The sequence below is a fragment of the Clostridium tanneri genome, from assembly GCF_033659955.1.
GTDB classification, from domain to species: Bacteria; Bacillota; Clostridia; order Clostridiales; family Clostridiaceae; genus Clostridium_AM; species Clostridium_AM tanneri.
Genome location: NZ_JARUJP010000032.1, coordinates 1 through 12,303, shown reverse-complemented (window position 1 = coordinate 12,303; position 12,303 = coordinate 1). Strand labels below are relative to the sequence as shown.

The following is a 12,303-nucleotide window of genomic DNA, read 5'->3' as shown; positions in this document are numbered from 1 at the left end:
CCCTCTTTTATATTGGCATAATCCTTGCTTTTATTAATATCTTGGTAATAAAGATATTTTAGGAGGATAAAAGAATGCAATATAACTTTGATGAAATTATTAGTAGAAAGGATAACTTTTCAGCCAAATATGATGAATTAAATCTTAAATATGGAAGAGATGATTTAATACCTATGTGGATAGCAGATATGGACTTTAGAACTGCACAACCTATAATTGATGCTATGAAAAATAGGTTAGAGCAAGGAATATTTGGATATGTATCAAGACCTGACTCCTATTTTGAATCAGTCTGTCAGTGGTATTCAAGAAAACATAATTGGAATGTAGAAAGCAAGTATATGAGCCACAGCCATGGAGTTATTCCAGGACTTGTAATGATGATGAATGATTTTACAAGCCCTGGAGACAAAATAATAATTCAATCACCAGTCTATAATGAATTTTTTGAAATAGTGCAAGATCATGGTAGAGAACTAGTAATTAGCCCATTAAAGCTAACTAATGGCCGATATGAAATGGATTATGAAGACTTTGAGGCAAAAGTAAAAACAGGAGTAAAAATGTTTTTCCTTTGTAATCCTCACAATCCAGTAGGAAGAGTATGGACTAAGGAAGAACTAATGAAAATTGGAGAAATTTGCTTAAGGCATGGTGTGCAAGTAGTTTCAGATGAAATTCACTGTGAACTAGTATATGGAAATAATAAATATACTCCCTTTGCTTCAATATCAAAAGAATTTTTCCAGAATTCTATAACCTGTATTTCTCCAAGCAAAACTTTCAATCTAGCAGGATTACAATCCTCTATTATAATTTTTGGTAATGAAAAGCAGAAAAATAGATATGATTATCTTCTTCAAATAAATGATATTAAGAGAAATAACTGCTTTAGCTTAGTTGCAACTGAAGCTGCATATAGGTATGGAGAAGAATGGCTTAATCAGCTATTAGTATACCTAAAGGGAAATATAGATTTTGTGTATAATTACTGTAAAGAAAATATACCTAAAATTAAACCTAATATTCCAGAAGCTACTTATTTAATTTGGATAGATTGTAAAGACCTTGGAATGACCGCTGACCAATTAAAAAACTTTATGACTAATGAAGCTAAATTAGGTTTAGGATTATGGTATGGGGAAGAAAGTAAAGATCATGTAAGAATGAATATTGCCTGTCCTAGAACAATAGTTGAACAAGCATTGCTAAGATTAAAAGCAGCTGTTGATACTCTACAATAATTATACTAGGTTTATGGATTCTCTTTAACTTTGATACTAACAATCCATTGAAGGTATTAAAAATCAATACTTTCAATGGATTGCTTAATCTTATTATCCTTGCTTTTATCTACCCTAGCTAAAAAATATCCCGGATTTTTCCATAGTCCTTACCTAGTTCTCTCTGCATTACTTCCTGGAAAATACCAGCGCTTTTGTAAAAATACATATCATGTCTTACACATTCAGCAGCAAGTGCTATCATAGGTTTACTTTCTGTCCAAATAACTTCCGCCATGCTGTCACTTAGAATTTGCCCAAAGACAACCTCTTTCATGTCTGAAACAAGTGTAATCCACCTGCCCCCCATTTCTTTGCGCTTTTCATCTACTAATCCATGTCTGCAGTATTTCTTTAACGGAACCTCTGAATCTTCATTGTTACTGAAGTAAACAATCCCCATTCTAACATCTTGTTTTTCTAACTCTTGTATATCCTTTAGCAAATTTGGTAAATCTTCTTCCCATATCTGCATCAATAGTTCACTCTTCGTCTTTTTAATAATCTCTCTACATTTTGCAAACACATTAGAATTTTGACGGATATGCCATATGTAGTCTAAATCAGTTTTTGCAGGATATTCTTTTAATCGTTCTGTAAGATCCTCCAATACCTCTTCCGTTTCATGTTTTACTCTTTGCGAGATTTCATCTATTGGAACTGCTGCATATCTATTATTGTTTTCCTGCTCTGTATAAAGAATAAATCCCTTTGAAACTAATGATTCTAGTATATTATAGATTTTAGACCTCGCTACTGATGATAACTTGCTTGCTTCATAACCGGAGGTACTTCCATGTCGAAGTAATGCTAGATATACCTTTGCCTCTGCATCAGTTAAGCCAATTTTATTTAATAAAATAATTTCATTATCTACCATACTTATATCCTTCCCTGACCTTCTTATATATTTACGCTACTCTCAATATATTAACACAATATGCTACCATAACACTTCAGACATAGAAATACTCTTTCAATATTACAAGAAGAAACTGACTCAAGACTAATTTTTTATCTTATTCACTCCATTTAGTTCCAATACCTTGTTCTACTGCTTTTTCATAAATATACTTTGCAGTTATCAGATCTTGTATTCCGATTCCCACAGTTTTAAATACAATAATTTCATCATCATTTTCTCTTCCCACTACAGTTCCAAGTATAACTTCTCCTAAATCACCTGTGAAATCATCTTTTGTAATAGTTCCATCTTCAAGGGGAATCAAGATATCCCCTGCCTCTGATAAAACAGCTTCTTCAGAATCAAAGTAAATCTTGCTTGCTCTTGTTAAAATAACAGGGTCCATTTCCTGCATGTGATGCTGGTAAGCGCCAACACAACTGACTGTTGCACCTTTTTTCACTTTACTTCCATCAAATACAGGCTTAGAGGAAGAAGTAACTGTAACAATCAAGTCAGCATCTTCAATTGCTTCGTCAGAACTTTCTGCTGCTATAATTTTTACTCCATAATCCTTTAACTCCTCTTGCATCTTTGCTGCAAAAGCCTTTGCTCTTTCAAGGTTCGAACTATATACTCTCACTTCTTCAAGATCACGAGCAACAATCATAGCCTCTAACTGTGCAGCCGCCTGTCCACCTGTTCCAATTAACGCGCCTTTTCTTGCATCTTTTCTTGCTAATATATCAAAGGCAGCCCCTGATGCAGCTCCTGTTCTAAGTTGAGTAACATATGTTCCATCTAAAATTGCAGTTACAAATCCATTTGTACCATCTACTAACAATACCTGTGCTGGTGCTGATGAAAGTCCTTTATCAGTATTCTTAGGAAAAATATTAACAACCTTTAATGATGCACAATCTAACTCTGATACATATGCTGGCATGAATAAGAATGTACCATCATGCTTTGGTGCAGGAACTTGAGTACGAAGTGGCACAACACTTTTTCCCTCTGTAAAAATACGAAAAGCATCTTTGTCAGCTTTAATTGCATCTTTCATTGAAAATACTTTTTTAATATCCTCTTTTGATAACAATAACATAATTATTTCTCCTTTTTATATAAATTTTCAGTCTTTATAATTTAACCTAAAAAGCTAAATTATATATTTTTAGTACAGCCGCCTTGAAAACGACTACAATAGTCACAGTTATAGTCTTTCGTATAATATGTTTTTCTTTAATATTTTATAACTTACATGCGTATACCCCTATAGTAACTATTATATATTCAAAATTTTCTTTGTCAATGTACATATCCATAACTTAGCAATTGTACTTTGTATTTTTTATTAATCATAGTTTTCTATAACCGGTTTTAAAATCAACTATATTTTTTAATGACTTCTCTTTATTAAAATTCTCAAGATTTTCTATGCTTATGTTAACAATTCTCCTTAAAGTTTCTGGAAGGTGAAAAAATCCTGATATATGAGGAGTAATAACAACTCCCGGCTGATCCCATAATCTATGACCTTCAGGCAATGGCTCTGGATCTGTTACATCAAGTCCAGCTCCACTAATAATCCCATTTTCAAGGGCATCACACAAATCCTCGGTACATATGCAGTTTCCTCTTCCTACGTTAATGATGATTCCATCCTTCCTCATCAAGCTAAATTTATCCTTATTAAACAAATGATAACTATCCTTTGTTCCTGGAAGGCATAAAGCCACTATATTTGCTTTAGGCAAAAGATCATCTAAAGCCTCCATTGTATATAGTTCATCAACATATTCCGGTTTTTCTCCTTTAGTCCTTTTTATAGCTATTGTATAACTTCCAAGTGCCTTCATTTTTCTAGCAAAATCTCCTCCAATATCACCAAGGCCCACAACTAGTGTAGTGCTTCCCTCTATTGAAGTAACATTTCCCTCATCCTTCCACAAATGTTCCATCTGATTTCTATAATATAGGTTCAGCTTTTTTTTAATTTCCAGTACCAATCCAAGCATATGTTCAGATATTGCAAGTCCATAAGCACCAGTGGCATTTGTAAGATATGCTCCCTCAGGAATTACACCGGCTTCACAGTATCCATCTGTTCCTGCACTATTTAATTGCAGCCATTTTAGCTTTTTGCTTCCCTTTATGTACTCAGGAGGAACGTTGCCAATGATTATATCAGCACTCTTTACAACTTCATCGGTAATTTCCTCAGTAGATATAAAGATATACTCCGCTTCTGGCATCTTTGACTTAAGTTTTTCTTTTTCTTCTTCATTTAATGGAATCACAACTAAAATTCTCATACACTAACACTTCCTTATCATTATTTAATATTAATTATACTGCATAACTAGTAAATAAATCCCTTAAAGTTCACAGCCTTATATAAGTTTACCTTTCCTATAGTATTGCCCTAAGTAGATACTTGAAAATAAAAAGAGAAGGTTATCGTTCTCCCTCTCTCTAAAATCCAACCTTAAATAATATCTTTAAAATACTCAGTTATTTTAATCTTATTTGCTGTATTCAATTTTAATGTCTCACCATTAATACAAATATTTACTCCATTGACCAAATAAATATTTACATCATATTTCAAATTTCTTTTGCTATACTCTAAGGACATAAACTCATTTATAAACTCCTCAATTTCCTTAAGTGTCATGTTGTTATGAAGCATCTTTTTCTCTGAAATAGCTTTCTTTAAAAAATTCTTAACTTCCTTCATTATCTTATAAAGGTTTATTTGTTTCCACCTTATCAGTCTCATTTTTAAATCTTTAAAGATTTCATCCCCATCTTTTCTTATAATAGGAACTCCATGAAGCTGATCTTCAAGTTTTTTCACTGTAGAGTTATTGCTGTCAAATTTACTCATAATAAACAGGGCACCATAATCATATTCAGTTCTTATGATTCTTCCGTAAATCTGCTTTAGGTCTATAGATACAATAGGAAAATTCACCTTTGCATAAGCCTGCCAATAGCTTTTACCTCTTTCAATTTGATTTTCTATTAGAGACTTATAAAAGGGCTCCTTACTATTGATATTAGGCACTTTATCTAAAATCACTGTTGACATACTGTCTCCAGGAATATCTATTCCTTCAAAATATCCTTTTGATCCTAGGAGAATATATCTTTCCTCTCTGGATCTCAGCTTTTCTATATCCTTTTTTCCCTCTACAACACTTACTCCTAAAGCCTTTAAGTTATCTGTGGCTTCTCTTTTAAAGGTCTCAAGCCTTTTTCTGCTTGTAAAGAGAATAATAATATTACCGTCAACATTTGCTAAAAGCTCTATAACAAACTTTTTCATTTCCTCTGAAAAAGTATCTGTATTATTAGGATCAATATTCTCTATAGCATAGATTGCACTCTTGCCTTTATAATCAAAGACAGGTTCTATAGGGGCAACTTCTACTATCTCTTTATTTTGAGACTTTACAATATTTATACCTAAGGTGTTTTTTAAACTATTGTAGCTCTTATCTGTACTTAAAGTTGCGGATATAAAAACACAGCTCTTAGCGCCGCTTAGAACTTTTTCATAAAAAGCACCGGATACATCTAACGGGATACTGGATATCTTCCACCACTTAAAATGTTTATCTACTTCAAAGTAAAAACAATAACCTTCTTCACTTTGAACTATTACATCTTCTAAAAGTTTACTATAGCTATTTATAACTTCTACCTTTTCTATCAATATCTTAAGACGTTTATCCTTTTCAAGATTAGATATATCCTTTAAAACAGAAACTGCCTTTTCTAAATTTATGTTTAAACTGCCTAAGTTCTCTTTAAGATACTCTAAATATTTTACTATACCTGCTATCTTAGGATTGCTTTTATTTAAATGTTCCTTGATATTGTAATCCTTACTTATGCCACTATTGATTATATAGTTTTCAAAGGCAGCTTTAATGTTAACAGTTTGATTTATGCACTGTTCTATCCACGACTCTACTTCACTTAAAGGTAATGTATCCTTTTTAGTTCTTCTTGATAAATAATACAGGTATCCGCTTTTTTCTGCACTGTTATATATCTCTTTTAGACTTCTCTCAAAGTCATTAGAAAGAAGGGCGCTTTCAAAAGCATCATAGACTTCCTGCGTTAGATTATGAGCTTCGTCCACCACAATATTTTCAAGAGGAGCAGCACTTTTATAAGGCCACTTTAATAATAAGGAATGATTTACAACAATAATCTGTGCCTCCTTTAGTGCCTGAACCTTTGATGCATAATAGCATAGGTCTTTATACTTACAAACGCCTACTTCGCAAAGTTCTGAATCGCAATTGCATTGATTTATCAGGAAATCTAAATTAAACCTTTCTCTTATAAGAGGGTTTATTTCTTCTGCATCCCCAATACCTCTTTCTACCATGAGCCTTTTTAAATAAACATAACCAATAAGAGTTTGCATATCATTGGGATATTCTATATCTCCAAACCTTTCAAAGCAGAGATAATTGCTCTTTCCTTTTATTAAAGTACAGCTTACATCTCTTTTCAGATTTAATGCTTCTAAAAGATTAGGAATATCCTTCTCCACCAGCTGATTTTGTAATCCCTTTGTATTAGTAGATATAATAACTTTTTCCTCTTTAAGATATGTATATATAGAAGCAGGAAGTAAATAAGCCATACTCTTTCCTAGTCCTGTTGGTGCTTCCATTATTGTTATTTTGCCCTTTTCTAATCCTTCTCTTATAAATTTTGAAGCATCCCTTTGCTGTGGTCTCAAGCTGTAGCTTCTTCCCTTTCTTCTCCAAATTTCCTCATGCTCAAAAAGTTTTTCATAGTCTTTAAGGGCAAAAACGGGATAGGGTTCAGTAAACCTATTTTCTGGTTCAATAGGTTTACTTTCTATGAAGGACTTTACATCTTTCATATTTGCCTTTGTAAGATGCTTATACCAATTCCACCTTTCCAGCTCTGTAATGGTCATAGGCAGTGAATAGCCATTTTCATAATAAAAACTGCTTATTGCATAATTTACCATCATTATTATGTCTTCAGCATAACTAACAGTTCTGCAATCTTCCTCTTTATAGTTATTAATAAATTTCTTTAATATATACTGAAGATTAAACTCTGTAAGTTCAGGAAAAAGAATAGCAAAAAGCTCTATTAAATCTAAAAATTCATTATCCACTTTGAGCATATTTTCTTCAAAGATTTCAGTATGATAAACTACTGGAAAATCTTCAATGAAAAATACTAGCTTTCTTATCCCTTCTTTTAACTGAGGAGCACTATCTAGTTCTTTTTGAGTAATTCCTCTCAAAAGTTGAGAAATACTTAGTGACACCAACCTATTTGGATTAACTAAGGTGCTGAATTCTGTAGCAATATTATTTTTTATTTTAACAGCACAAATTTTTATAATTTTATTCTCCGTATCAGTGGTTTCTATATCTAAAAATATTACGTTATTTAATATACTGTAGGGTTTCATAATTTCTCCTTGGTAAATGGTTAACCGTTTTTAATACTTGTATAAAGTCTAAGGGGATTATATCATAGGTACTTTTTCTTTCTATTTAATCTTTTCCAACAAACTTTCCACAAAGTTTGGCTGATTTAATATAGGTCTTCCAAGAGCTATAAAGTCAACCTCTCCCTTTTCAACCATATCCGCTGCTATTTCAATATCTTCCAAGCTGCCGGCACCGATAACAGGAACTGTCACTGTTGATTTTACAGTTTTAATCATGTCTCTTAACATTGCCGGGCCTTTTAACACAAGCGGTGGAAGCATACCTGAGGATGTATCAAGAATATCTATTCCTGCTTCAACAAGCTTTTCTGCTACCAGACAGCCTTCTTCGAGAGTTAGCCCTCCAGGAAGAAGGTCATCCAGTCCAAGACGTACCAGTAATAAGAAGTCCTCACCTACAGCCTTCCTCACCTCTGTTGTTATTTCTAAAAGAAGACGGCTTCTGTTCTCCAGACTTCCACCGTATTCATCAGTTCTTAAATTTGTTATCGGGGACAAAAATTGAGTCAATAAAAATCCATGACAATTGTGTATTTCTACACCATCAAAACCTGCTTTTTTAACCCTGATGGCAGCCCTTACAAAATCCTCTTTTATTTCATGGATTTCATCAATAGTCAAAGCCCTTGGCATTGTACGTTTGAAGGCAGGATTTACTACAGCGGATGGAGCAACAGCTTCCATTTTGGTGAGATTAGTATCAGCAGCACTCCCTGCATGGTTTATCTGAACTACCCCAACCTGATTGTTCTTATGTATAACATCTGCAAGTTTTGTCAAACCTTCGATACACTCATCTCTATCCACATATATGAGCCTTTCCCTGTACTGCCCGGCAGGGGCTACAGCTGCCTGTTCAACCACTATAAGAGATGGACCCTTACGCTGCTCATAAATTGATAATAGTTCCTCCGTAATCAACCCATCCTCCGTTGCCATTGCTATATCAAAAGGTGCACAGGCATACCTGTTTTCAAAAGTAAATCCTTTAACTGTAATGTTACTAAGTAAAATTGATCCCTTGCTCATCTTTCCACATCCTTCGTTAATATTTTTTCGTATAGTATAAACAATAATATACCATAATCAGAATAATATTTCATAAACATAGATTATTTTATAAATTCCCCCCTTAAAATACTATTTGGTTACGTATAATACTTTGTTAGCACAGGTATTTAAAAGAGAAAATTTAATATATAAAACTAAAATCAATGAGGTGCAGCCAATGAAGAAAAAACAAAATGCATTAAAGATTACCGTAGTATATACAGCAATTAGTTTAGCATTGTTAGTATTATCCAATAAGGCCTTAGGTCAGCTTTCCAATGATATCCAAGGAATATTGAATTTTGATCGATATAGAGGATATTTTTATGTTATTCTATCTGCTTCTCTTCTATACTTTGTAATAAGTAATATAGAAATAAGATATATAAGCAAAATAACAAATTTGAAAGCTAGAAATACAGTCTTAAAGCAAGAGCTAGAAATCCTCTGCAGGGAACTTATTTTCAATGAACATAAAAATAGTAAGCTGGAAGGATACGCTAATACTGATGAACTTACAGGACTTTATACCAGAAGAAGAGGATTGGCGCTTATAAAGAAACAGGCGGATCAAATGTCAACAATTAAAGATTCAATGCTCATTGCATTTATAGATATTGATGGTTTAAAAGTGATAAACGATACCTTTGGGCATATTGAAGGAGATGATCTTCTTAGATCTGCAGCAACTATAATAAGAGATTCCTTAGCTAGAAAGGATATAATATGCAGATATGGGGGAGATGAATTCTTGGTTGCACTTCCAGGAGCCTGTATGAAAGATATGCAGGGTATAAAAAATCGGTTAGAAGCTGCTATATCAAACTATAATAAACATAGTTTAAAAAGCTATAAAATAAATATAAGTATTGGTTTTTCAGAATGCAGCATCAAAAATTGCTGGGATATTGAGGAACTTATTCGAGAAGCCGACAGTAAAATGTACACCAGCAAGAGGTCTAAAAAATTACATTTAGTTAGTAATTTTAGATAAGGGACAGTCTATATTCTAAGGAATAGTTGAGCGGAAAGCCGTAACCTGAATGGGTTACGGCTTTTTTAGTATATAACCCCAATTTACTTCTTTATCTTATGAGCCGTAATGATTGTATAACTATAAGCATTTACCGTTATTTCACAATCATCTATATCTACATACCAGTTTTTACCCTCTCTGATTATCAATGCATTTGGATTTTGTATTTTATTTCTACACCATCTAACAACATCATCCACATCTAAAGAAAGATTTTTCTTAATTCTAACTACTCCTAACTCAGTTGTATGCAATTTATCTAAGTTCAGAACCAGTTCATTTTTGTTACTTTCACTACTCATTTTTGACACCCGATATTAACCTTTCAAATTGCTGTTCATTGAACATAATTTAATAGTGTAAGTCTTTTTAATTCATCAGAAGTCATTCTACCAGTGCATAATAACTCTATAATCAAATGTTAGCTAATACAATCTTGGTTATGCTCGGTATGATATTTAAATACATCTCATGTTAAGGTTAAACTAAGCAGGGCATTATTGTATCAACTCAATATCCTAAATTTAAATACATCTCATGTTAAGGTTAAACTTCATCAAATGCTCTATTCATAAAACCATCACCAATTTAAATACATCCCATGTTAAGGTTAAGCGTTATAAAGCATATTTTCTTCGGCATTGCTTTCCCAGATTTAAATACATCTCATGTTAAGGTTAAGCATTATTTGTTGCAGCCTTTAAGCCTGAGGTATCGACATTTAAATACATCTCATGTTAAGGTTAAGCTATTTACCTTCTAAAAGCTGTATAAGCTGTTCTTTATTTAAATACATCTCATGTTAAGGTTAAGCCAGTATCTCCATTAAAGATAATTAAGTCAACTACATTTAAATACATCTCATGTTAAGGTTAAGCTTACTGCAATAGCGGGTACTATAGGAATTGCAACAGATTTAAATACATCTCATGTTAAGGTTAAGCTTTAAACCCTGTGAAAATAAAGTAAGCGAATCCATATTTAAATACATCTCATGTTAAGGTTAAGCTCCAACTGCACCTTACATTGAATATGAGATTTAATTTAAATACATCTCATGTTAAGGTTAAGCATTAGCAAGGATAATAAAACTACATGGAATTCTTAATTTAAATACATCTCATGTTAAGGTTAAGCGGTAAATGCGTCAGGTCTTTCCTCTCTTATATATATTTAAATACATCTCATGTTAAGGTTAAGCGTTAGCTTTGCCATATATCCTCACCACCTTTCTTTAATTTAAATACATCTCATGTTAAGGTTAAGCCCGAATCTGTGGACATAATTTCCTCTTTTAATTCATTTAAATACATCTCATGTTAAGGTTAAGCCTATTATTAATAAAATAATAAATATTGCACATAAATTTAAATACATCTCATGTTAAGGTTAAGCTATTAATCAATTTTTTGTTTACCTATTAAAAAACTAATTTAAATACATCTCATGTTAAGGTTAAGCTATGCCGATGATGTTAGCGAAATAATGGATTATATTTAAATACATCTCATGTTAAGGTTAAGCGTTCCCTCTGTATGCTGTATAGTTCTTTTTATAACTTATTTAAATACATCTCATGTTAAGGTTAAGCACTATTTATTTCAGCTCCATTAGCAACATCTTCTTATTTAAATACATCTCATGTTAAGGTTAAGCCTATCTGCTTATTTACAATATCATCAATTTTAACTATTTAAATACATCTCATGTTAAGGTTAAGCTTAATTGAGCACTCATTTCCCTTATCTTTTTTATTTTTAAATACATCTCATGTTAAGGTTAAGCTATCATCTGGATGGTGGATGGATAACTGATATAGAATTTAAATACATCTCATGTTAAGGTTAAGCCTTTATTAAAGAGTTCAGTAAATACGGGGTTAGTGATTTAAATACATCTCATGTTAAGGTTAAGCGCAAGTAGATTAAATACATCCCAAAGTTATATATCATTTAAATACATCTCATGTTAAGGTTAAGCTTGTTACCTTCCTTATCTCCATGGGTTGTATAAGGAATTTAAATACATCTCATGTTAAGGTTAAGCGCAAACTGCTGCATATTAGTTCCGGTACCTAGGTATTTAAATACATCTCATGTTAAGGTTAAGCCTAGCGTTTTTACGTTAACTTCATCCAAGTAAGGTACATTTAAATACATCTCATGTTAAGGTTAAGCTCTGATGTAGATTTAGTATTATCAACTATATTTTCATTTAAATACATCTCATGTTAAGGTTAAGCATTAAAGTTATCAATGTTTAACAAAATGTTTCACGATTTAAATACATCTCATGTTAAGGTTAAGCTAGGGTTCCAGAGACCCTACCCCTTTTTTATAGGGGATTTAAATACATCTCATGTTAAGGTTAAGCATTTATATTTTAATTATAAATTCAATACATTTACATTTAAATACATCTCATGTTAAGGTTAAGCATTTTCCTCCCGCTTCGTCGTAAATAACCATACATATTTAAATACATCTCATGTTAAGGTTAAGCATATTAT

Annotated in this window: 8 protein-coding genes and 1 CRISPR repeat array; of the genes, 2 read left to right on the top strand and 6 right to left on the bottom strand. The window is 32.3% G+C overall.

The genetic code is table 11. From position 1 onward, the window contains the following. Positions 1-74: 74 nt before the first annotated feature. Positions 75-1,244, top strand: coding sequence for a MalY/PatB family protein (locus P8V03_RS17335; protein WP_318799136.1), 1,170 nt, complete (start codon positions 75-77; stop codon positions 1,242-1,244). Between the two features lie 118 nt (positions 1,245-1,362). Here the strand turns inward: P8V03_RS17335 and P8V03_RS17330 are convergent, their stop codons facing one another. The 5 genes from P8V03_RS17330 to P8V03_RS17310 all read right to left on the bottom strand — a co-directional run bounded on the left by P8V03_RS17330 (position 1,363) and on the right by P8V03_RS17310 (position 8,737). After that, the gene (locus P8V03_RS17330) at positions 1,363-2,163 is read right to left on the bottom strand and encodes a TrmB family transcriptional regulator (RefSeq protein WP_318799135.1); all 801 of its coding nucleotides are present in this window, start codon (positions 2,161-2,163) and stop codon (positions 1,363-1,365) included. Positions 2,164-2,302: 139 nt separating this feature from the next. Beyond that, the gene (locus P8V03_RS17325; RefSeq protein ID WP_318799133.1) at positions 2,303-3,292 is read right to left on the bottom strand and encodes an ornithine cyclodeaminase family protein; all 990 of its coding nucleotides are present in this window, start codon (positions 3,290-3,292) and stop codon (positions 2,303-2,305) included. A gap of 253 nt (positions 3,293-3,545) precedes the next feature. Beyond that, a complete protein-coding gene (locus P8V03_RS17320; RefSeq protein ID WP_318799131.1) occupies positions 3,546-4,502 on the bottom strand; it encodes a D-2-hydroxyacid dehydrogenase in 957 nt (318 codons plus the stop codon). Positions 4,503-4,675: 173 nt separating this feature from the next. Beyond that, complete coding sequence (locus P8V03_RS17315; RefSeq protein WP_318799130.1) at positions 4,676-7,666, bottom strand: helicase C-terminal domain-containing protein; 2,991 nt, start codon at positions 7,664-7,666, stop codon at positions 4,676-4,678. Positions 7,667-7,747: 81 nt separating this feature from the next. Beyond that, entirely contained in the window at positions 7,748-8,737 is a 990-nt protein-coding gene (locus P8V03_RS17310) for an NADH:flavin oxidoreductase (protein WP_318799129.1), read from the bottom strand. Between the two features lie 199 nt (positions 8,738-8,936). Here P8V03_RS17310 and P8V03_RS17305 point away from each other — a divergent pair, with 199 nt between their 5' ends. Beyond that, entirely contained in the window at positions 8,937-9,752 is an 816-nt protein-coding gene (locus P8V03_RS17305; protein WP_318799128.1) for a GGDEF domain-containing protein, read from the top strand. 83 nt (positions 9,753-9,835) lie between these two features. On the opposite strand, the gene P8V03_RS17300 is transcribed toward P8V03_RS17305, so the two are convergent. After that, the gene (locus P8V03_RS17300; protein ID WP_318799127.1) at positions 9,836-10,096 is read right to left on the bottom strand and encodes a DUF3781 domain-containing protein; all 261 of its coding nucleotides are present in this window, start codon (positions 10,094-10,096) and stop codon (positions 9,836-9,838) included. A gap of 154 nt (positions 10,097-10,250) precedes the next feature. Beyond that, positions 10,251-12,296: a CRISPR direct-repeat array (repeat unit 30 nt; unit sequence ATTTAAATACATCTCATGTTAAGGTTAAGC). Positions 12,297-12,303 lie beyond the last annotated feature (7 nt).